The organism is Ruegeria sp. AM4 (assembly GCF_056540665.1).
This window is the reverse complement of record NZ_JBQFXD010000008.1, coordinates 107,028-128,350: the sequence shown is the minus strand read 5'-3', so window position 1 is coordinate 128,350 and position 21,323 is coordinate 107,028. Positions and strand designations below refer to the sequence as shown.

General features: G+C 59.4%; 14 protein-coding genes. 3 read left to right on the top strand and 11 right to left on the bottom strand.

Going from position 1 to position 21,323, the window contains the following annotated elements; translation table 11 throughout:
* Positions 1-15 precede the first annotated feature (15 nt).
* The 4 genes from ACR0JA_RS15650 to ACR0JA_RS15635 form a co-directional block, all read right to left on the bottom strand.
* Positions 16-1,260 (bottom strand): NAD(P)/FAD-dependent oxidoreductase, encoded by a 1,245-nt coding sequence (locus tag ACR0JA_RS15650; protein WP_480576716.1) that lies wholly within the window; start codon positions 1,258-1,260, stop codon positions 16-18.
* 12 nt (positions 1,261-1,272) lie between these two features.
* A complete protein-coding gene (locus ACR0JA_RS15645; protein ID WP_480576713.1) occupies positions 1,273-2,286 on the bottom strand; it encodes an Ldh family oxidoreductase in 1,014 nt (337 codons plus the stop codon).
* A 69-nt stretch (positions 2,287-2,355) separates the two neighbouring features.
* A complete protein-coding gene (locus tag ACR0JA_RS15640; protein WP_480576710.1) occupies positions 2,356-3,873 on the bottom strand; it encodes a trimethylamine methyltransferase family protein in 1,518 nt (505 codons plus the stop codon).
* Positions 3,874-3,888: 15 nt separating this feature from the next.
* A complete protein-coding gene (locus tag ACR0JA_RS15635) occupies positions 3,889-6,318 on the bottom strand; it encodes a GcvT family protein (RefSeq protein WP_480576708.1) in 2,430 nt (809 codons plus the stop codon).
* Between the two features lie 200 nt (positions 6,319-6,518).
* Here ACR0JA_RS15635 and ACR0JA_RS15630 point away from each other — a divergent pair, with 200 nt between their 5' ends.
* Both ACR0JA_RS15630 and ggt read left to right on the top strand, forming a co-directional pair.
* The gene (locus ACR0JA_RS15630; RefSeq protein WP_480576705.1) at positions 6,519-7,406 is read left to right on the top strand and encodes a LysR family transcriptional regulator; all 888 of its coding nucleotides are present in this window, start codon (positions 6,519-6,521) and stop codon (positions 7,404-7,406) included.
* Between the two features lie 110 nt (positions 7,407-7,516).
* On the top strand, positions 7,517-9,268 hold the full coding sequence (ggt, locus tag ACR0JA_RS15625) for a gamma-glutamyltransferase (RefSeq protein WP_480576702.1): 1,752 nt from the start codon (positions 7,517-7,519) through the stop codon (positions 9,266-9,268).
* 35 nt (positions 9,269-9,303) lie between these two features.
* Here the strand turns inward: ggt and ACR0JA_RS15620 are convergent, their stop codons facing one another.
* The 7 genes from ACR0JA_RS15620 to ACR0JA_RS15590 form a co-directional block, all read right to left on the bottom strand.
* On the bottom strand, positions 9,304-11,013 hold the full coding sequence (locus ACR0JA_RS15620; protein ID WP_480576699.1) for an ABC transporter ATP-binding protein: 1,710 nt from the start codon (positions 11,011-11,013) through the stop codon (positions 9,304-9,306).
* A 4-nt stretch (positions 11,014-11,017) separates the two neighbouring features.
* A complete protein-coding gene (locus ACR0JA_RS15615) occupies positions 11,018-11,968 on the bottom strand; it encodes an ABC transporter permease (protein ID WP_480576696.1) in 951 nt (316 codons plus the stop codon).
* Positions 11,965-12,942, bottom strand: a complete 978-nt coding sequence (locus ACR0JA_RS15610) for an ABC transporter permease (RefSeq protein WP_480576693.1) — start codon at positions 12,940-12,942, stop codon at positions 11,965-11,967. Before ACR0JA_RS15610 ends, ACR0JA_RS15615 begins: the two co-directional genes overlap by 4 nt.
* Positions 12,943-12,990: 48 nt before the next feature.
* The gene (locus tag ACR0JA_RS15605; protein ID WP_480576690.1) at positions 12,991-13,938 is read right to left on the bottom strand and encodes a glutathione S-transferase family protein; all 948 of its coding nucleotides are present in this window, start codon (positions 13,936-13,938) and stop codon (positions 12,991-12,993) included.
* A gap of 4 nt (positions 13,939-13,942) precedes the next feature.
* Positions 13,943-15,508: an ABC transporter substrate-binding protein gene (locus ACR0JA_RS15600; protein ID WP_480576687.1), complete on the bottom strand. Its 1,566-nt coding sequence runs from the start codon at positions 15,506-15,508 to the stop codon at positions 13,943-13,945.
* Positions 15,509-15,658: 150 nt separating this feature from the next.
* Positions 15,659-17,239: an ABC transporter substrate-binding protein gene (locus ACR0JA_RS15595; protein WP_480576684.1), complete on the bottom strand. Its 1,581-nt coding sequence runs from the start codon at positions 17,237-17,239 to the stop codon at positions 15,659-15,661.
* A gap of 179 nt (positions 17,240-17,418) precedes the next feature.
* Complete coding sequence (locus ACR0JA_RS15590) at positions 17,419-19,764, bottom strand: alginate lyase family protein (RefSeq protein WP_480576681.1); 2,346 nt, start codon at positions 19,762-19,764, stop codon at positions 17,419-17,421.
* A 228-nt stretch (positions 19,765-19,992) separates the two neighbouring features.
* Here ACR0JA_RS15590 and ACR0JA_RS15585 point away from each other — a divergent pair, with 228 nt between their 5' ends.
* Positions 19,993-21,303, top strand: a complete 1,311-nt coding sequence (locus ACR0JA_RS15585) for a UDP-glucose dehydrogenase family protein (RefSeq protein ID WP_480576678.1) — start codon at positions 19,993-19,995, stop codon at positions 21,301-21,303.
* Positions 21,304-21,323: the final 20 nt, after the last annotated feature.

The window sequence follows — 21,323 nt, the reverse complement described above, 5'->3', positions numbered from 1 at the left end:
TCTCAGAAGGCGCTGTCAGTTCGAAAATCGGTCTGGCCCAAAGGCACTGTGGTCGATGTTGGCAGCACGACCTGCCATCTCACCCGCCACAAGCCGCGCGGTTGTAGCCGCCAGTGTCAAACCCAACTGCCCGTGCCCGGTTGCAAAAGTGACATTGGACAGGCGCTTGCTGCGACCGATGATCGGCCTTGTATCCGGTGTCAGCGGGCGCCGCCCCATACGCCGCTCGGCCTGATCAGTGCGCAGGCCTGGAAGAACCCGCCGGGCGTGATCCACCAGAACATCCGCCCGCTTCCAGTTCGGCTTCGCATCTGAGCTGGCAAACTCGATAGTCCCCGCCACGGCCAACGCGCCCTCGTACGGGGTGATCCCGAACCCGCCCTTGGCGTAGAACACGGTATGGCGCAGATCAACGCCGCTGTCGCGCAGAGCGGTTGAATACCCGATCACGCCTTCCATTTGAAGCGGAACACCCAGTCGACCCGCCAAAGCGCGTGACTGCATTCCGGCCGCGAGAACAAACTCATCGGCATCGACGGCGCGACCGTCGCCCAGCTGCACCTTGGTGACGGTCTGGCCGTCGCGGTCAAAATCCACCGCTGCACCGGTCACAACCGAACCGCCGCGACCGACAAAGGCCCGGTGCAATTCCTCCACCAAAAGCACGGGATCGGTGACAAAACTCCAGTCACGCAACAGCGCGGCGTGCTGAAAATCCGGCGCAATGGCGGGATCAATCTCATGCGCCTCGGCACCAGAAATGTCATCGATCCGGCACCCCAGTTCCCGGGCGAGATCGAAGGCAACCGCCATCATGGCGCGATCTTGCGCGTTCTCGAACAGCTTAATCACTGGCCGTTCGATCAACAGGTCGGGCCGTCCGATATCCGCAATCTGCGCTTTGAAGTCTTCTGTTGCGGCAAAGGTCAACCTGGCCAGATCCTCGGCGATGGCGCGCATCCTCGAAGGGCGTGCATTGCCCGCAAACCGCAGGAACCACGGCAGAACACGCAGCGCAGATGCTGGTCTCAAAGTCAGAGGAGCCTCGGGTCGCAGCAACCAACCCGGGACCTTCATCAGCATGCCCGGCTGCGACAGGGGTACGATTTCGCCCACCGCGATACAGCCGCAAGAGGCCCAACTGGCCCCCTGCCCCACCGGGCCGGGCTCGACCACCGTTACCTCATGCCCATCCGACAGCAGCGCCAGCGCACATGAAATCCCGACAATGCCACCCCCGATTACCGCAGCTCGCGCCATCCCTGCCGCCCGCTACTGCATCGCGCGTAGCTGAGACATCAGTTCGGAACTGACGTCCACGCCATTTTCGGCAATTCTGGCGCGGTTCTTTAACCGACCGTCACCGGGCACCCGCGCGTCGCCATTGCCTTCAATTTCGGCGCAGATACGTGTGACATAATCCTGGAATGACGGGTTTCCGAACCGTTTGGGATCAATTGCGATCAGGGTATTCCCCCCTTTGATATTCAACGCCCCGTGCGCCTCGCGCTCGGCATTGTCGACAGACAGCGTTCCACCGGCCAGAGCCGCGCCCATCACCTCGATCAGAAAGGCGATCGCGGCACCTTTATGCTCGCCAAAGGGCAGCATGCTACCGGATGCCAGAATGGCGTCGGGATCGGTGCTTGGATTTCCCTCCAGGTCCAACCCCGCCGGGCGCGGCAGCACATGCCCTTCGGCCGCCGCCACGCGGATTTCCATCAACGCCATCATCGATGCTGCCTGATCCCACACGATTGGCGATCCATCCGCGCGCGGGCATGCAAAGGACATCGGATTGGTGCCGAATACAGGGCGTATGCCCCCTTGCGGTACCACTTTTGACAGGGAATTCACCACCGCCAATGCGACCAGACCCGCCTCGGCCAGTGGTTCCGTATCGAACCGCAATGCCCCAAGGTGGTGACAATTGGCACATGTGAACGCGGCGATGCCCTGCTCATGTGCCATCGCGATCAGATCGTCCCGCGATACGGCGGCGGCAATCTGGTAATAGCCGTTGTCGCCGTCCCCCCGCAAAACTCCCGGCGCAACACGTTTGATTACGGGCGCGGCGGTAGGGTTGGCGTACCCAGAGGTGAAGCTCTGCACATAAATCGGCAACATCCGCAGCCCATGGCTGTGCAACCCGTCCGCTTCGGACTTTGTAACGATCTCGGCCAGCATGTCGCTGCCTGTCTCGTCCATACCAACCGCCACAAGGACAGATTTTGCCAATGTCCGAATGTCTTCAAGCGAGAGTGTTTCCGTCACGGTATCAGCCATATGCCAGACCCCATCTTTCGTGTGGCGTAAAACGGGCGCCAAAACGCCCGTCGTTTCACTCTATTTAGCTTATGCGCTGTATTCCACGCGCTTTTTGGCGACGAACTCATCCAGCGCACCGCGTTGGTCGTCGGGCATCGGCGGACGAACATAATTGTCCAGCATGCGCCTGGCCTCATCGTTACCGACAACCTCCGCGGTTTTTGAACCTTCCGCTTCCCACTGCTCGAAACTGTCGTTGTTTTGTAGGTGGTTCATGTGCATCGGGTTCTCGCGCGTGTGGTCGGTGCCAAGGAAATGGCCTCCGGGCCCGATTCTGTCGATGTCGCCCAGCAAAGCGTCCAGATTTTCGTCGACCAGACCGCTGAAAAAGCGGTGGAAGTTCTCCAGTTGCAGCGTGTCCTGAACCCATTTCGAATAGCTGACGCCCAGCGCGCCTTCCAGGAAACCGGCCGAATGCACGATATAGTTCGCGCCACCCAGCAATACCGGCCACATGGTATTTGCGGTATCGAACGCCGCTTGCATATCCGGCGATTTCGAGCCGGTCCACATCGTGCAGGTCCGCCAGGGTACATCGTAGAACCGCGCCATCTGACCCACCAGAAGGTTCATCAGACCGGGCTCGGGCGAACCCATCATCGGTGCCCCCGTCTTCATCGACACACCCATGATCGCGACACCCAGAACCATCGGTGCACCCCGGCGGATGATCTGGCTGTAGGCCATGCCCGCCAGCGATTCCGCGATCAGCAGGGCAACACCCCCTTGCGGGCTGGCCGGGGTCGACGCCCCTGCCAGAACAAAGGGCGACAGCAGACAAGGTTGGTTTGCGCCTGCATAGACCCGCAGGCTTTGCAGCATGGTCTCATCCCAGACCAGCGGCGTATTGCAATTCAGCAAGGCCGCCATCACCACGTTGTTCTCAACAAACTCTTCGCCAAACACGATCCGTGTCATCTCAACACTGTCGCGCGCGGCCTGTTCCGACAGGACCGAGCCCTTGATCGGCTTGTCCGTCAACGTCAATGCGGCATGAACCAGCTCCAGATGGCGCTGTGGCACCGGCACGTCCTGCGGTTCGACCGGCAGAATGCCGGGTACCATCATCGACTGGCTCATCTGGCTGAGTTTGAAAAAGTTTTGAGCGTCCTCCAGAACCGAAGGACGGCGCACCCCATCCAGCCCGTAGACAAACGGCGCCCCATAGGCGTTGGCAAAGACCGAGTTTCTATTGCCCACGCGCAGCGACCGCTCGGGGTTGCGGGCGGCATAACCCCATTCAGACGGCACCGCTGAAATCAGGTCCATCAGCATATCGCGCCCGATCCGAACGCGTTCTCCCTGAACATCCGCGCCGTATTTCTTCCAGTCGGCCAGCGCCACCGGATCGCGGAACTCGATCCCGGTGGTTTCAAGAATCGTCATCGCCGCGTTGTGAATTCGCTCGACCCCCTCGGGACCCAACAGGTCAATTGGGCCGATCTTGCGGTTCAGCGTACTCAGATAGACCGGCGGTGGATTGGTGCGGGCCTGAACCCTGGCTGCACGCCCACCACGCGCAGGCCGTGTTCTCGCTTGAGCCATGATCTGTCCTCCTGATCAGGCGCGCGCACGCGCGCTGGTGGGATCAACGGCACAAATGTCGATCACCTGCGCCTCGCGCATTTCGTTGTGAACCAGCACCTGCATCGCCGTGCCCGGTGCCGTCTGTTCCTGTGGTACCAGGGCCATGGCGATGTCGTGATTGCAGTAGTAGGAAAAACCGCCCGAGGTCACACGACCAACAAGCTTGCCGTCCTTATAGACCCCTTCGTCAAACATCACCGATGTATCGCAATACGGTAGCTTCAGCGTAACCAGACGGTCATGGGTCCCCTCTGCCTGCTGCCGCATCAAGGCGTCCTTACCAGTGAACTCGCGCCCTTCGGTGACAACGAACCGGTCGAGACTGGCCTCATAGGGCGTCATGTCCTTGCAGATCTCGCGATTGATCGCGCGATAGGATTTCTCAAGCCGCATCGATTCCAAAGCCTCCAGCCCGAACGGCTTTACGCCCGATTTCAGCAACAGATCGACAAGGTGACGGTTGTACCCAACGGGGTGATGCAGTTCCCACCCCAGCTCGCCGGTGTAGGACACGCGCAGCAAATGGACACCTTTGGCATAGCCGACCTCGCCCATCTGAGCAGACAGCCACGGGAAAGCCGCGTTCGACAGGTCGTTATCGGTTAGCGGCTGCAAAATCTCTCGCGCTTTGGGTCCTGCCAGTGCAATGACGCCCAATTGCTCCGAGATATCCTCGATCACCACCGAGCCATCGCCGGGCAGAACCCTCTGCAATTGATCCCAATTGTAGGCCCGCCAGTTCGGGGTCGAGATCAGGTAAAAGTCATCTTCGGCGTAGCGCACGATGGTGTATTCCGCATCCATGCCGCCCTTTGTGTTCAGCATCAGCGACAGGGTCATGCGGCCCACCTTGGGCAGCTTGTTCGCCATGAGACTGTCCAGCCAAGCCGCCGCGCCGGGACCGCGTACGGTGAATTTGGTCATCGGCGACATTTCAATGAACCCGGCCTCTTCGCGGGTGGTCCGAACCTCGTCCTGCACGCGCTCCATGTGATCGGTCCGGCGGAACGAATGCTCTGGCTTCGCTTCCTCGGGCGATTTGGCGAACCAGCGCGGGAATTCATAACCGTTGAAGCTGGTCCAGACCGCACCATGGGCGGTCAGCAGATCATAACTGCCAACGGTTTTCATCGGACGCGCATTCGGGAAGTCCTCGCCCGGGATATGTGCATCCATATGGGTGCCCCAGGTCTCGCGCACCTTGTCCATGGTCCAGCGTTTCGAGGCATAGTCCGAGAAGCGGCGCGGATCGAGTTCCGACATGTCCATGCCCGGATCGCCGTCTACAATCCACTTGGCCAGTCGGTTGCCGACAGTGCCACCCCACAGAATGCCACCCGGCATGCCTTCGGCCAGCCACAGATTGTCATGTCCCGGCGCGGGACCGGCCAGAGGCAGCTCGTCCGGCGTCATCTGGAACGGACCGCGCGTGTTGGCTTTGATGCCGACTTCGCCCAAGGTTGGCACGCGTTCGATCGCGCGCTCCCACTGGGTCTCCACCGCATCGAAATCTTCGGGCAACAAGTCTGCGCCGAAATCCGGCGGCACGCGATCTTCGGCAAACAGCTTGAGGTCTTTGGTGAACTCATAAGGGCCGAACTGGATACCGCCGACATCCTCGCGCAGATAGGCGCCATAATCCTCGTCCCGCAGGATCGGGAATTCCGGCAGACCCTGCGCCCGGCGTTCTTTCAACAATGGCACGGTTTCCGTGGTCCAGTACTGATGGACGATCGGAATACAGGGCAGATCAAGCCCGACCCGCCGCGCGTTCTCGCGCGCATAGTTGCCGGTGGCAAAGATCAGATGCTCGCATGTGATCTCGCCTTGATTGGTGACCACCTTCCAGTGCCCGTTGTCCAGCTTTTCGTAAGACTGCGCCTCGGTGTTCTGATAGACCTTGGCCCCTGCATCCCGCGCCAGCTTGGCCAATGCCATGGTGATGTCGGCCGGGTTCACATAGCCGTCTTCGGTGTGCAGAATTCCGCCCCGGATGTCGGGGCTTTGGTTCAGCAACGGATGAACTTCGGCAATCTCTTCCGGCGTCAAAAGCTTGCAGGGTACGCCGGCCGCTTCGGCAATCGAGATATAGGACTGAAACTCGTCCCAACGCTTTTCAGTATTCGCGACGCGCAACTGACCGACCTTGCGCAAGCCGACCGAGGTGCCCATCTTTTCCTCAACCTCGGAATAGATGCGAATGGTCTCCATCGTCATCTTCGAGACGTTGTGCGACCGCACAAACGTCACCAGCAATCCCGCCGCGTGCCATGTCGAGCCCGAAGTCAGCGTCGTGCGCTCTAACATGACCGCATCGGTGCACCCGTGTTCGGTCAGACCGTAGAGGATGGATGCGCCGACGCACCCCCCTCCGACAACCACAACTTTTGCGTGAGACTTCATTGTTCCATCCTTCAATGACATGCAAAGCGCCGCCGAGCTGCGTAGGTGACGCAAAATGCCCCCAGTGCGCGTTGGCGGTATTTTGGCCTAAATGACCCGTCACACAATTGTAAAAAAACTTATCCTGCATTATTTTTCCTAACTCAATGCAGGTGTTTTTATGCTAAAAATCCCTGCAATTTCGATTGTCATGAGAGAAGATGTTGCCCAAGCGCCCCTACAATCTGCCGCCAATGACCTCGCTCGTCAGCTTTGAAGCCGCCGCGCGAAATGTCAGCTTCAAAGCCGCTGCCAAAGAGCTGAACGTGACCCCCGCCGCGATCAGCCACCAGATCAAGGCGTTAGAGCAGGAACTGCAATTCACGCTGTTTCACCGGTTTCATCGCGGTGTCGAACTGACCGAAGGCGGCGCCTACCTTCTGGTCGCCTTGCAGCGTGGTTTCGAAGGGATTGGCGAGGCGCTGGATCAACTGCGTGCGCAGCGCAAGGGATCAGCGGTGACGATAAGATCAACCACTGCGGTCAGCTCGCTGTGGCTGACGCCGCGTCTGGCGCAATTCTGGAAAAGTCACGGGCATATTTCGGTGGCCCAGATCGTCAACGACCTCGATTCCGACATCCCGGATTGCGATCTGAGCATTCACTACGGAAACATGTCGCACGAAACCGGCCCCTGCCATGCGCTGTTTCATGATCAGATCATGGCCCTGGGCAGCCCGCGCTTTGCCGAACAGCACGGGCTGAAATCGGTCGAGGATTTCAAAGACGTTCCGCTTATCCATCTGGACGCCCCGGAAACCGGCTGGACCGATTGGTACAGCTGGGCGCACATTTTGGGTTACGAAGGTCCTTTGAACTCGGCCCACAGGGTCAACAACTACGTCATCGCCTTGCAGGCCGCACAGGACGATATGGGCGCAGTTCTTGGGTGGGAAGGTCTGACATCGGAACTCGTCTCCGCTGGAAAGCTGGTCAAGCTGGTCCCCGAGACCGTCCCCGCGCCGCTGGATTTCTATGTCAAACTGCATAACCAATCCTCGGACCGCGCGGCCATCGTATTCAAATGGCTGACCGAGGTTGCAGGCTGAAGGCAGCGTTGCTGCGCAGCTATCGCGGAATCAGGTTTCCTTGGGGCCACTCGGGTCGTACCATCGTGGTATTCAACACCCCCAACTGCCACCTGAAAAAGGAGATCGCGATGATCAAGACCTCGTTGATACTGGGATGCGTATCCGCCCTTGCTCTGGGAACTCTGGCTGCGGCTCAGGATCCCGCACCGGAACAGGGCTATGGCTGGGAAGAAAAGAACTCCGTCTCTGGCACTGAATTCATGGTCGCCGCCGCCAACCCGCTTGCGGTTCAAGCGGGTTATGACGTTCTGGCCAAGGGCGGCACGGCAGCCGATGCGATGATCGCCGTGCAACTGATGCTGAACCTGGTCGAGCCGCAGTCGTCCGGCATCGGTGGCGGCGCTTTCATGCTGTATTGGGACGCTTCAACCGGAGACCTTGTAACTTTCGACGCGCGCGAAACCGCCCCCGCCGCCGCCACGCCAGAACGGTATCTGGACGAAAACGGCGAGAAGATGCCGTTTGTCCAATCGGTCTCGGGCGGTCAGTCGGTCGGCGTACCCGGTATCCTGCGCCTGATGGAGGTTTCGCACAGCCTTTACGGCAAACTGCCCTGGGCAGACCTGTTTCAATCGACCATCGACACGGCTGAGGCCGGATTCGAGGTTTCGCCCCGCATGGCCAACTCACTCCAAAGCACCGTGGATCGCGAGTTTCCGCTGGATCTGTTCCCCGCAGCAAAGGCCTATTTCTTCCACGACGACGGCACTCCGTTGATCGCCGGAACCTTGCTGAAGAACCCCGACTTCGCCAATACGCTGCGCATTCTGGCCGACGAAGGCGCAGATGCGTTCTACAGCGGACCGATTGCCGAGGACATTGTCGCAGCGGTCAACGAAACCTCGGTTCTGGATACCAACATCACGCTGCAGGACATGGCCGATTACCGCGTCAAAATCCGCCCGGCGGTCTGTGCCGATTACCGGGGCTATGACGTTTGTGGCATGGGCCCGCCCACCTCGGGCGGTCTGACAGTTGGGCAGATACTGGGCATGCTCGACAACTTTGACGTCAAGGGCATGGGCTGGACGCCCGAGTTTGCTCATCTCTACGCCGAAGCCGCAAAACTGGCCTATGCGGATCGCGGGCTGTACATGGCCGACAGTGATTATGTCGACGTTCCGGTCAAGGGTCTGCTGGACAAAGCCTATTTGGCCGACCGCGCCAAGCTGATCGACCCGGCCGCCGCGAGCGAGAAACGCAAGGCAGGCGACCCACCCTATCAGGAATCCGCCCTGAACCTTGCGCCTTCGCAAAACCCGGGCCGTCCGGGCACCAGCCATATCGTGATCCGCGACAGCTATGGCAACGCGCTGTCGATGACGACAACGATCGAGACCTTCTTTGGCAGCCGCGTCTTTGTACGAGGGTTTCTGCTGAACAACGAGTTGACCGATTTCGACCGCGCCCCCAAGGACGGAGATCGTCTGGTGGCAAACCGTGTTGAAGGCGGAAAACGCCCGCGCAGCTCAATGTCGCCAACAATTGTGATGAAGGATGGCGCGCCGTTTCTGCTGGTCGGCTCACCCGGCGGAAGCCGCATCATCAACTATGTGGCCAAGACAATCATCGCCGTTCTGGATTGGGACATGGACCCGCAGGATGCGATTGAAACCGGGCATTTCCTGCACCGCAACGGCTCGACCCTGGATGTCGAACAGGGCACCAGCGCCGAGGGTTTCTCCGACGCTTTGACCGCCAAGGGTCATGAGGTGAGCGCCCGCGATCTCAACAGCGGATTGCACGCCATCCTGATCAAGGATGGACTATTGATCGGCGCAGCCGATCCGCGCCGCGAAGGCACCGCGATGGGTCAATAGTGTGATCCGGGCAGCGTTGGCTGCCCGGTCATCGCTCAGGCTTTCAGCCCAAGCCCGTCGGTCGACAGATCGTCTAGCTTGGGCATGAGATGCAGCAATTCGCGCGCGTATTCGGTCTGCGGGTTGGCGAACAAATCGTCGGTGGCCTGAATCTCGACCATTCGGCCCTGCTTCATCACCGCGACACGGTCGCACATTTGACGAACGACCGGCAGGTCGTGGCTGATAAACAACATCGTCAGACCAAGGTGTTCCTGCAAATCCTTCAGGATGTTCAGGATCTGAGCCTGAATGGACACGTCCAGTGCGCTTGTCGGCTCATCACAGATCAGGAACCGCGGCTGGGTTGCCAACGCACGGGCAATCGAAATCCGCTGCCGCTGCCCGCCAGAGAACTCATGCGGGTATTTCTGCCCGGCCTCGTGGCCCAGCCCGACCTGGTCCAGCAATTCGTCCACGCGCCGTTTGATGTCCGATCCTTCCATTAACCGATGATGACGGATGGGTTCGGCTACGATCTCATCCACCCGCATGCGTGGGTTCAATGAGGAATATGGGTCCTGAAAGATCATCTGTATCTGTTTGCGGTACTCGTTCTGCACCGCTTTGTTTCTGAGATCACTGACCAATTGCCCGTTGAAAGTGATTGAGCCCCCGTCGACCGGATAGAGCCCGGCAATCATCCGTGCGACGGTGGATTTACCGGACCCGGACTCGCCCACGACGCCAAACACTTCACCCGCCCGAATGTCAAAGCTGACCTCATCAACAGCGGTGAAATACGTCCGGTCCCAAGGCAGCAGGCCTTTTCGTTGCAGAAATTTCTTGGTCAGATCGCGGATCTCGAAAACCGGTTTCGAGGTGTCGTTGTCCACCTTCGGCCAGTGCCGCGCCATATCCTCGATCGCAAACCGCGTCTCACGCCCGCCATAGCTGATCTGCGGAAACCGATGCAGTTTTAACGTCGGACGCGGAACGGCCGCAATCAGAGACTTGGTGTATTCGTGGCTCGGCTGCCCCATCACCTCAGAGGTTGGCCCGCTTTCCACCACGCGTCCGTCATACATGACCGTCACGCGATCGGTCGTGTCTGCAATCACGCCCATGTCATGGGTGATCAGAATGACCCCGACCTGCCGCTCGCGGGCAAGTTCCTTGATCAGGTCCAGAATCTGCGCCTGAACTGAAACGTCCAGCGCCGTGGTCGGCTCATCTGCGATGATCACATCCGGCTCGGTGCACAGCGCCAGCGCGATGACCACACGTTGCCGCATCCCGCCCGAGAACTGGTGCGGATACTGGTCCAGCCGCGTGTCCGGGTCAGGAATGCCCACCCGGTCGATCAAGTCCCGCGCGCGTTTGTTTGCATCGGCATCCGAACCGCCGATATGGGCCAGAATGGTCTCGGTCAGTTGCTCGCGCACCGTGAACAGCGGGTTCAGCGAAGTCAGCGGGTCCTGAAAGATCATCGAGATCTTTTTGCCACGCAGCCCGCGCATTGCCTCGGCATCCAGACCGCTGATCTGATCGCCTCCCAGCTTGATCTCGCCGCTGGCGATCCGTCCGGGCCGCTCCAACAGTCCCATCACCGCCGCACCGATGGTGGATTTGCCGGCACCGGATTCGCCGACCAACCCGTGGATTTCGCCCGGCTCAACCGACAGGTTCGCGTGATCGACCGCCGTGAACAGCTTGCGCCGGGTCGGGAATTCGACGGTGAGGTTTTCGATTGTCAGAAGGCTCATGAATTCACCGTAGTTTCGGGTTCAGCGCATCGCGCAGCCAGTCGCCCAGCAAGTTCACGGACAGGGCCAGCGCCAACAAGGTGCAGGCCGGGAAGAACAGGATCCACCACTCACCCGAGAACAGGAACCCCTGCCCGATCCGGATCAGCGTGCCCAGCGACGGTTGCGTCGGCGGTGCGCCGACACCCAGAAAACTCAGCGTCGCTTCGGCGATAATCGCCAGCGCCAGCGAGATCGTGGCGATCACCAGAACCGGGCTCAGGACATTGGGCAGAATATGACGGAACATGATCGGGAACGACCCGCGCCCGATCAGACGCGCGGCTTGCACATATTCCTTGTTTTTCTCGACCAAGGCAGCCCCGCGCACAACCCGCGCGAACTGCACCCAATCGGACAGGGCAATCGCGATGATCAGCACATAAATCGCCATCTCGTTGCGGTATTCGGGCGGCGTCACGCCTTTGGCGATGCCAAAGATCAGCATGGCGACCAGAATGGCCGGAAAGGTCAGCTGCACATCGGCAACCCGCATGATGAAGGTCTCGATCCAGCCGCCGTAATAGGCCGCGATCAGGCCGAGGATCACGCCAATGATCAGCGCCAGCAAAACCGCCGCCGTACCAACAAACAGCGAAATGCGTAGACCATATAGGATGGTCGAAAACACATCCCGCCCCTGATCGTCGGTGCCCAGCAGGAAGGTCTCCTGTGTGAATGCGTTGGGCGTACCGGGCGGCGTAAACCCGTTCATCAGGTTCAAAGTTGCCGGATCAAACGGATTATAGGGCGCAATCAGCGGCGCGAAGATCGCCGCCAGCACCAGAATCACGACAACCAATGAGGCGATCACGGCCACGGGAGAATGCCGGAACGACCAGGCAAAATCGCTGTCCCAGAACTTGGCCAGGCGCGATTTGGGCGCGGCTTTCGGGGTTTCCATCGTATCGGTCATGTGGCCCTCGCGTCGACACGCAGCCGCGGGTCAATGGCATAGTAGAGAAGATCGACAATCAGGTTGATCGTCACGAACATCACCGAAATCAGCATCAGATAAGCCGCCATGACCGGGATATCGACAAACTGGATCGCGTTGATGAACAACAGCCCGACACCGGGCCACTGGAACACGGTCTCGGTGATGATGGCAAAAGCGATGATCGAGCCCAGTTGCAGACCGGTGATCGTAATCACCGGCACCAGCGTGTTTTTCAGCGCATGGCGGAAATTGATGACCCGGTCTGACAAGCCTCGGGCTCGGGCGAACCGAACATAGTCGGCGCGCAGCACCTCAAGCATTTCAGACCGCACCAGCCGCATGATCAGGGTCATCTGATAAAGGCCCAGCGTGATCGCGGGCAGGATCAGCGCTTTCAACCCCGAGGTCGTCAGAAACCCCGTGGACCAATTGCCAATCATAACGGTCTCGCCCCTCCCGAAGCTGGGTAGCAGGTCAAGTTCGACCGAGAAGATGTAGATCAGCAAAATCCCGATCAGGAAGGTGGGCAATGAGACCCCGATCAGAGACACCGTCATAATCACATTGGCCGCGATTCCTTGTCGTCGTATGGCTGTAAAGACACCCAGCGCGATGCCCATGGTGATGGCAAGAAAGCCCGAGACGAAGGCAAGCTCCAGCGTTGCGGGTGCGCGTTCGGCGATGATGGTCGAAACCGGGCGGCCCTGCCGGTAGGATACTCCGAAATTGCCCTGCACCGCGCCTTGAAGAAATTTGGCGTATTGCACCACAAAAGGCTGGTCCAGACCCAGCTCGGTACGCAACCGATCAATGTCGGCTTGCGTGCGTTCCTGCCCCAGCATGTTGTCGATTGGATCTCCGACAAAGCGGAACATTGAGAATGCCACCAGACCCACGACCAAAAGCACGATCACGGACTGGAACATCCTGCGGACGATATATGCGAACATTCAGTTTCCCCATTGGTCCGTCTGTCTATGCCTACCCCGACCGGGTGGTCAAGATGTCGCAGCCGCGACCGCGCCGCGATTGTGCGGTGTTTCCCAATTTACGTCGGGACCCAAGGGCACGAGACCCAGAGGGTTACGCAAGTCCGACGGCGAAAAATACCCGGTCTTGTAGATATCGAACGCCACGGTGTCGGCGATTTCGGGCATCGCATACAGCTCGCAAGCATAGCCCCACAGGTTCGGGTAATCGACCAGTCGCCGCAGATTGCACCTGAATGCATAGTGATAGGCGACATCGAACCGCGCGAGGGTTGGAAACAGGCGTAGGTCAGCCTCGGTCAGTGTATCGCCGCACAGGTATCTGTTTGTCGACAGGTGGCTTTCGATCTCATCCAGCATGGCAAACACATCGCGGCATCCGGCTTCATAAGCCTCTTGCGTGCGGGCAAAACCGGCGCGGTAAACCCCGTTGTTGAGACGCGGATAGATCTTTGCGTTCCAGTCGTCGATCTGGTCCAGCTTGTCGGGCGGCGCAAGGTTCGGCCCATAGCCGGGCATGCTTCCGAGCATTCGCACCAAATCGGCGGATTCATTGGAGACCGCGCGATCCTCGCCCCGGTCCCAAAGCAATGGGACCGTGATCCGGCCGGTATAGTCTGGCAAGACCCGCGCATAGACCTGATGCAGCGCCGTGACCCCGAATAGCGAATCCGAAAATTCGCCATCGATATCAAACACCCAGCCATCCGGCGTCCGTCGTGGCTTGGCGTAAGACACCGAAATCAGGTCCTGCAACCCTTTGACGGCCCGGGTCAGCAGAACCCGATGCGCCCACGGACAGTTCCAGGCCGCGTAAAGATGAAAGCGACCGGGTTCCAAATCTCCATCGGGCAAGCTGTTTCGGATGGTCGAGGCCTGACGGCGAAATGCGCCATCAAGCCCGGAATCCGGCGCTGGGTCATCGACATGATAGACCCCGCCGATCATCACTCCCATCTGGTCAGTTCACCGTCACCCAGCGCAGCAGGAAGAAGTTGTCGGGGCGTTGCGTCAACTCGATGTTGCTGCGTGTGCCCCAGACCAGAGGCTGCACATACATCGGCACGTAGACATGTTCGTCCTGAATGATGCCTGCAACCTCATCCAGCATGGCCTGGCGTTTTTCCTGATCAAGCTCCGACTGGATCTGCGGCAGCAACTCATCAACCCGTGCGTTCGAGAAACCGCCAAAGTTCCAGCTGCCCAGTTTCTTCTCTTCGTTCGGGGTCGCCACGAGGAAACGAACCGGATGCTCAGCGTCGAATGTTCCTGGGCTCCAGCCCAGCAGATACATGTCGTAGTTATCTTCGCGCAGTTCCGGCCAGTAGTTGCGTACCGGCATCGCCTCCAACTCTGCCGTAATCCCGATCTGGGCCAGCATCGAGACAACTGCCTGACACACCGCCTCATCATTCAGATAACGGTCATTGGGGCATTTTAGACCGAATGAGAATCCATCCGGGTACCCGGCCTCGGCCAGCAAAGCCTTGGCCGCGTCTACATCATAGGAAGGGCGATCTTCGTTCGTGCGGGAATAGCCGCTCATCGCCGGGCTTACCAATTGCGAGGCCGCTTCGGCATTGCCCCGCATGATGGTCGCCAGAATGGCATCGACATTCACCGCCTGAGCAACCGCCTGCCGCACGCGCACATCTTGGAACGGGTTCGGCTTGCCCGCGTCATCGGTATACTTCAGCGTACTCGCCTGATGATCAAATCCCAGCATGATCACGCGGGCCTCAATCCCCTGAATGACGTCGACCTCATCATTGCCCTGCAATCGCGCCACGTCCTGAATCGGAACCGGGTTGATCATGTCCACATCGCCCGACAGCATCGCTGCCACCGCAGTTGCGGGGTTCTGGATCGGGGTGAATTCGGCGCTGGTGATGTTGTGTTCGGCCGTGTCCCACCATCCGTCAAAAGGTTCCAGCACAGTCCGCAGGCCGGGCTCGCGCGCGGTGACTTTGAACGCGCCGGTGCCATTTGCGTTTAGGGTGGCGAAGTTCCCGGTCTCTTTGTCCGGAACTGCCGCATCATTCGCCTCGGCCCAGCCCTGATCCATGATCATCCAGTTTGCAATCGAGGATGGGAACAGCGGGTTTGGCGCAGTCATCATGAAATCAATGGTGTAATCATCCACCACGTTCACTTCGCTCACCGGAGCGAACCAGCTACGGGTATCCGCCGCTTCACCCGAGGCACGCTGATAGCTGAACAGCACATCCTGTGCGTTGAATTCGCTGCCATCGTGGAACGTCACACCTTCGCGCAGATTGAACCGCCACCCGTCGCCATCGCCGATCGATTCCCAACTGACCGCCAATGCGGGCTCGACCCGCATATCCTTGCCACGACGGACCAAGCCTTCGTAGACATTGTTGAGGAACCCCAGAACCGGGGCCGAGTTCACCGCATGCGGGTCCATCGTCTGCGGGTCCGTGGTCGAGGCCCACTTGAACTCTTCGGCCTGCGCGGTGCAGGCAAGCAACATGGTCAGGCCAATGGCGCTGTTCCTGAGGATCATGGCAATAACTCCCTGTTTACGGTTCAAAGCTTCGTGGTTTTTTGCATGCGGGTAAAGGAATTCTCGAAACCGGATCACACGCCCGTTACCGGCAGCAATAACAGAAACAGGGCGCGAACGCGCGCCCTGTACCAACGTTTGCAAGATGCTTCAGTTCATCTCGAAGTATTTGATCTTCGGCGAATCTTCGGGCTCGACGATCGTCCCAACATTCGACTTCATACCCCAGTTCAGCACCTGGTGGTGGATCGGAATATAAAGCTGGTCATCCTGAACAACCTGCCAGATTTCGGCGATCTGCTGATCACGTGCAGGCAAGTCCGTTTCGGATGCCAGAGCCACGATCTTGGCGTCAAGCTCGGGGTTATTGTACCGTGTCGCGTTCCACGAGCCGTATTTCTCACCCTTGGTGTGGACCAGGAAGTTGAAAATGTACTCCGAGTCATAAGTCGGAACGCCCCAACCCAGCATGTAGAAGTCGGTCTCGAGGTTCGACAGCAGCGGGAAATGCTGCGCCTTCGGCTTGGCGTCCAGATTCACGGTGATCCCGATCTGGGCCAGCATACCAACCGCCGCCTGACAAATCGCTTCGTCGTTGATGTAACGGTCATTCGGGCAGTTTAGCGTGATCGAAAAGCCATCAGGATATCCGGCCTCGGCCATCAACGCCTTGGCCCCTTCGATATCGGTCGTGGACGATGCATCCATATCCGCATCCCAGCCGTTCACGAAGGGCGGCGAGATCATGCCCGCCGGTGCCGACTGTCCGCGCATCACCACCTGCTTGATCGCATCGCGGTTGATCGCCTTGGACATGGCCTGACGCACGCGCACGTCAGCCAGCGGGTTCTTGCCGTCCACATTGTCCGAGCCCAAATCGTCGTCACCCATGTTCATGCCGAAAAAGATCACCCGGTTTTGCGGCGCGGTGCGCACGTCCAGACCGTCGGTGCCTGCAACCCGCTCAAGATCCTGCACCGGAACGTCCTGAATGAAATCGACTTCACCCGACAGCAGAGCGGCAACACGGGTCGCGGCATTCTGGATCGGGGTATAGATGATTTCGGTCACCTGAAGCGGAAACTCGTCCTTGCCCCAATAGTTCTCATTGGCGGTCAGAACGGTTTTCACGTCCGGCTCGCGGCTGACCAGTTTGTAGGGGCCTGTTCCGTTGGCGTTCTTGGCGGCAAACGTATCCTCGCCGCCCTCATAGTCCTGAACCTTTACGGCGTTGTTTGCCTCGGCCCAGTCCTTGTCCATCATGAACATGTTGGTCAGGTTGTTCGGCATGATCGGGTTCGGACCGTTGGTCTCGATCTCGACCGTGTATTTGTCGGGTGCGCGCACCTCTTTGACCGAGGCCAGCAGCTCTTTGTAGTCGGAATCCGGCGTCATCGCGCGGTTCAGCGAAAAGACCACATCGTCACTGTCGAACTCGGCACCATCATGAAAGGTCACGCCCTCGCGCAGCTTGAACACCCAGACATTCGGGTTCTCCTCGGAAGGAGCCCATTCGGTGGCCAGCGAAGGCACCAGCGCGCCGGAATGATCGCGCATCACCAGCGTTTCCATGATCTGATGCGCAAAAGTCGAGGTCGGACCCTCATTCTGTGCATGCGGGTCCAGCGTCAGCGAGTCCCCGGCGCGCGCCCATCGCAGCGTTTCCGCCGAAGCGCCAGCCGCAATCATTGCGGTCGCGCTGGCGGCGACCATCAAAGTCTTAAAAGACATCTTGTTCTCCCCATTTTGTTTTTACCGCGCATTCACGCGGATGACCGGATTCTCCGATCTTTGTGACGCCGATCATCCAGATCATTCCGAAACTTGCAACAGCAGATTGAAACCGGCTGTTCGCATTCAGCCCGACGGTCCGGCCAAATCCTATTTGAAAGCCATCGGATTACAGAGTGTCAGCCCAAGACATCCCGCTGCGCCTGACGCCAGAACGGCGCGATGCCGTCATGGGGATGGAAACAGGCGGGCGCATCGTCAATCGGCAATACCCGCTGCCCGCTGCGATGGCGCAATTCCTGTTCAATCGGCGCAAGCCGCGCCATGTCAAACGGCTCGGTCTGGGGGTGCTTCCAACCCTCTGCAGATTCCGTCAGCACCAGCCGCATGGCCGCCACCAACCGGTCAGCCGCCGCACTGTTCCAGGGGCGCAGACCCGCCCCTTCCAACAGATTGAACAGGTTGATCCAGCTTTGTAGATTGAAGGCGCAATAGTGCTGCGTCATCGTGCGGGTCATCTCATGCGGTTGTTCGCCGCTTTCGGTGATCGTCGCCACGACACGCGCCTGCGCCCGCAGGTTTACCCGCTGCAAATGCTGAGTGTCACCGACAAACGCCGCCAGAGCCGCAGCCTGCAAATCGTAGCATGTGCCGTGGTTATTCGGATTTCTGCATTCCTTAAGACCCTGTTCGCTGGTCGTAAACCAGCCCAGAAATTCCGCACACCAGCCGCGAAGTCCGTCTCTCAGATCGTCGTCGCCCAGCAACCGGACCGCGTCGAGAAAGAAGTAGAAATCCTTGGTCTCGATCAAACCGTTATCCGACCCTCGGTCGTCATTGTGTCCGCGTCGAACCTGAGCGTAGTTCAGGTTCGGGTTCATGCGGGTGGCTGGATCAATGAACCAGGTCCGGATCAGGGTTTTTGCATGATCGCGATAGACCGCATCGCCCGTGACCCGGGCAGCCAGCGCCAGGGCGGTCGTGTCATAGAACATCCGTTGCAGGCGCGTGCGGTCAAAGCGGTCGCTTTCAGGCTCATAAAGCCGTGTACCCGGCACCCGGTTGCCGTCCTGCCTGATATAGGGCAACCCGTCCGACCTTTTGGGGTTGGGCCACCAATACGGAGCCGGATGGAAATAGTCGTGCCTGTCCCCGCTGGGGCCCGCTTCGGGCTTGTCGGTGACCGAGAACGGCCCACGTTTCAGCGCCGCATCCGCCGCCGCCTGCAGGGCCGCGCCGTCGAGATCCGAGGACTCTGCGGACAAGGCATCAAGCTGCTTTTCGTTATAGAAAACGGGAGGCGCCGAAGCAGCCATCTGGCGCGCCTCAAGCATGTCGAGCGTGGCCTGAATGGCCAGGTTACGCGCGACGCCCCGATCCCGGATGGTGTTTCCTGCGTCCTGTTCCAGCTTTGCCTGACCCGAAAACAATCGAGCCACCCAACCAGCCCGCCCTACACGGTGGCCTTCGGGCGAAACTTTGCGGGGCGGTATGTCGAACCGCGCAATGGGCCATTTGTCCCACGGCCCTGGGATGCCAAGATGCACGAACATCTCGACCTTGGGGCGGCGACCATAGGGATGCGCCTCATCAAACCGCAGGGGCGCATCGCAGCGAAAGGCCAACTGCGGTTCTTCCGTTGCATTGGGCGCTTCGGCGTCGCGCAGCAGATCCTGATTGTCCAGCATCCGCGCCATCGGAACGGTGAAATACCGCTTGTCCCGCTGGGCCAGGATGTCAGCCTGGAATGCCTGCCAGGCGCTTGCGGTGAAAAAGCAGTTTCCATCAAAGGGCAGTGCCCATTTCGCATGTTGCAGACACAGCTCCAACGCGGCGTTTCGCGCGCCGTTGTTGTTCATGACATAGTTGTTTCGCAGCCGATACGCCTGCGACTCCAATGGCAGTCCGGATTTCTCCTCCAAGGTCGAAAGCGTGCCATCGACAAATACCATTGGGTCTTCGATGGTTGAAAAGTCATACCCGATGGACTGCAACACTTCTGCATCGAACGGGATGCGCTGGTAGATCTGCCCGTGTTGATCCAGCAGCGCAATCAGCTTTGCTTCGGTCTCAGGATCAAAGATCCGGTTCAAGACCCATAGTTTGGTGCAATTCTCGAACTCGGGCTCGTGATCCAGAATGAACCGCACGTTCTCCAGCGATTGTCCGGCCTTGTGCCTGGGCACCAGATCGTTGCCGATCACACGACACAGGGCGAACGTGTCGGGCAGGGCGTCGACCCGCGCCTCCTCCTCATTGTTGCGGGGTGTCGGTGTTGCCGAGGCCAACGACCCGGCCATCTGACCCATTTGCCCCACCGGTGCAATGGGCGAACGTATGATGCGTTTCCTGCCGCCAAACAGCGACTTTCCCTGACGACGGCGCATGACGTAATAGACAGGCAGCAAGACGGGTGAAAACAGAATGATCAAAGGCGACAGCAACAGCAGCAGACGGTTGCGCCGGGCTTTCCTGTCATGAGGCGACGTTGTCGCCGCTTTCCCGTCTTTTTCGTTTACCGCCATTTACTTAACCTGCCGCCCGCGCGGGATCCGTTTCCCTTGCCGCTCTGGTATGTATCGAGTCATATCAGACTTCGCCCCCTTTACGCGCAGCAAGACAGTCAAGGCAACCGTTTCATCCAGTACGCGCAGAACAGGCTGGTTAGAGCGCGACCGGCAAAATCCGCTTGAAACCCCCATGTTGAAAGGCGTATTCCGGCGCAACGGCCCCAAACAAGTAGGACTGGACCTATGCGCATTGCAATGATCGGCACCGGATATGTTGGCCTGGTGTCTGGTGTATGTTTTTCGGATTTCGGCCATGACGTGATCTGCGTCGACAAGGCCGCCGAAAAAATCGAGATGCTGCAAGCCGGAGACGTTCCGATTTATGAGCCCGGTCTGGACACTCTGATGGCCAAGAACGTGGCCGCGGGTCGTTTGACCTTTACCACAGATCTGGCCGCCGCGGTCAATGGCGCGGACGCCGTCTTTATCGCCGTTGGCACGCCAACCCGGCGCGGCGACGGCCACGCCGATCTGACCTACGTGATGGCGGCAGCGCGCGAGATTGCGGAATCCCTGACCGGATACACCGTCATCGTAACCAAATCGACCGTTCCGGTTGGTACAAACCGTAAGGTGCATGAGACCGTCCTGGGTGCGAATCCCAAGGCGGAATTCGACGTGGCCTCAAACCCCGAATTCCTGCGCGAAGGTGCCGCGATCGATGATTTCATGCGCCCTGACCGCGTGGTTGTTGGTGTCGAATCCGATCGAGCCGCTGAGGTCATGGGCGAGATTTACCGCCCGCTCTATCTGCGCGATTTTCCGATCATCACCACCGATCTGGAAAGCGCCGAACTGATCAAATACGCCGCGAACGCCTTTCTGGCGACCAAGATCACCTTCATCAACGAGATCGCAGGCCTGTGCGAGCGCGTTGGCGGCGATGTGAAAGAGGTTGCGCGCGGTATCGGTCTGGACGGGCGGATCGGCAACAAATTCCTGCGCGCTGGTCCCGGCTATGGTGGGTCCTGTTTTCCAAAGGATACGGCCGCGCTGGCCCGGATCGGACAGGAACACGCCTATCCGATGCAGATCACCGAAACCGTCATGCGCGTGAATGACGGCGTCAAAAGCCGGATGATCGAGAAGATCCGTGATGTCTGCGACGACAAGTTCAACGGTAAGACCATCGCGGTTCTGGGTGTCACCTTCAAACCCGACACCGACGACATGCGCGACGCGCCCTCGCTGACAATCGTGCCCGCTCTGATCGGTAGCGGTGCGCGGGTGCGCGTTGTGGACCCGCAAGGGCGGACCGAAGGTGAGGCGCTGCTGCCCGGCGTCGAGTGGATGGATGACCCTTACGCCGCTGCCAAGGACGCGGACGCCGTTGTGATCCTGACCGAGTGGAACGAGTTCCGGGCGCTCAACCTGACGGATCTGGCGGGTGCGATGACCACCGCCCGCATGGTTGATCTGCGCAACGTCTATTCGCCTGCAATGGCCGAAAGCGCCGGTTTCGAAACCTATGTCGGTGTGGGTATCGGCGCATAGCCCGACGCAACTCCACCTGC

Excerpts from the sequence above, each read along its gene's own strand:
- ACR0JA_RS15650 (WP_480576716.1), bottom strand. The coding sequence starts at position 1,260 with ATGGCGCGAGCTGCGGTAATCGGGGGTGGCATTGTCGGGATTTCATGT.
- ACR0JA_RS15645 (WP_480576713.1), bottom strand. The coding sequence starts at position 2,286 with ATGGCTGATACCGTGACGGAAACACTCTCGCTTGAAGACATTCGGACA.
- ACR0JA_RS15640 (WP_480576710.1), bottom strand. The coding sequence starts at position 3,873 with ATGGCTCAAGCGAGAACACGGCCTGCGCGTGGTGGGCGTGCAGCCAGG.
- ACR0JA_RS15635 (WP_480576708.1), bottom strand. The coding sequence starts at position 6,318 with ATGAAGTCTCACGCAAAAGTTGTGGTTGTCGGAGGGGGGTGCGTCGGC.
- ACR0JA_RS15630 (WP_480576705.1), top strand. The coding sequence starts at position 6,519 with ATGTTGCCCAAGCGCCCCTACAATCTGCCGCCAATGACCTCGCTCGTC.
- ggt (WP_480576702.1), top strand. The coding sequence starts at position 7,517 with ATGATCAAGACCTCGTTGATACTGGGATGCGTATCCGCCCTTGCTCTG.
- ACR0JA_RS15620 (WP_480576699.1), bottom strand. The coding sequence starts at position 11,013 with ATGAGCCTTCTGACAATCGAAAACCTCACCGTCGAATTCCCGACCCGG.
- ACR0JA_RS15615 (WP_480576696.1), bottom strand. The coding sequence starts at position 11,968 with ATGACCGATACGATGGAAACCCCGAAAGCCGCGCCCAAATCGCGCCTG.
- ACR0JA_RS15610 (WP_480576693.1), bottom strand. The coding sequence starts at position 12,942 with ATGTTCGCATATATCGTCCGCAGGATGTTCCAGTCCGTGATCGTGCTT.
- ACR0JA_RS15605 (WP_480576690.1), bottom strand. The coding sequence starts at position 13,938 with ATGGGAGTGATGATCGGCGGGGTCTATCATGTCGATGACCCAGCGCCG.
- ACR0JA_RS15600 (WP_480576687.1), bottom strand. The coding sequence starts at position 15,508 with ATGATCCTCAGGAACAGCGCCATTGGCCTGACCATGTTGCTTGCCTGC.
- ACR0JA_RS15595 (WP_480576684.1), bottom strand. The coding sequence starts at position 17,239 with ATGTCTTTTAAGACTTTGATGGTCGCCGCCAGCGCGACCGCAATGATT.
- ACR0JA_RS15590 (WP_480576681.1), bottom strand. The coding sequence starts at position 19,764 with ATGGCGGTAAACGAAAAAGACGGGAAAGCGGCGACAACGTCGCCTCAT.
- ACR0JA_RS15585 (WP_480576678.1), top strand. The coding sequence starts at position 19,993 with ATGCGCATTGCAATGATCGGCACCGGATATGTTGGCCTGGTGTCTGGT.